This window comes from Anaerotignum faecicola (genome assembly GCA_024460105.1).
Classification (GTDB): Bacteria; Bacillota; Clostridia; order Lachnospirales; family Anaerotignaceae; genus JANFXS01.
Genome location: JANFXS010000046.1, coordinates 1 through 637, shown reverse-complemented (window position 1 = coordinate 637; position 637 = coordinate 1). Strand labels below are relative to the sequence as shown.

At 51.2% G+C, this 637-nt stretch carries 1 protein-coding gene; it reads left to right on the top strand.

The features are described 5' to 3' along the window. Nucleotides 1–8: 8 nt before the first annotated feature. Nucleotides 9–637, top strand: a 629-nt coding sequence (locus NE664_12645) for a 50S ribosome-binding GTPase (GenBank protein ID MCQ4727484.1), incomplete at its 3' end; no start/stop codon positions are given.

Below are 637 nucleotides of genomic sequence, written 5' to 3'. Positions count from 1 at the left end.
ATAAAGTAATTAATGTAGGGTTTGTTGGGAATCCGAACTGTGGTAAGACGACACTGTTTAACGCCTTTACAGGAGCAAAACTGAAAGTGGCAAACTGGCCGGGTGTTACGGTGGAGCGGGTGGAAGGAGAGACCAGCTATAAGGGCCGGCCGATCCGTGTCATCGACACACCGGGAATCTACAGCCTTACCTCCTATACCATTGAGGAGAAGGTCACAAGGAAGTGTATTGAGGATGGAGAAGTCGACGTCATCATCAATGTGGTGGATGCCTCCTCGCTGGAGCGGAATCTCTACCTGACGCTTCAGCTGCTGGAACTGAAGAAACCGGTAATTCTGGCATTGAATATGATGGATATCGTGGAGGACCGCGGTATGGAGATCGATCTTCACCGTCTTCCGGAGATGCTCGGCTCCATTCCGGTAGTACCGGTATCGGCAAGAAAGCGGACCGGTCTGGATGTGCTGATGCATGCGGTGGTCCATCACTACGAGGAAGGCCCACAGGGCACGGTGGTCAAATATACGCCCCGGATTGAAAACAAGATATCCAAGGTGGAGACGGTACTTAAGGCTCACTACGGAGACATGGATAATTTGCGGTGGCATGCCATCAAGTTTATGGAATACGATGAGAC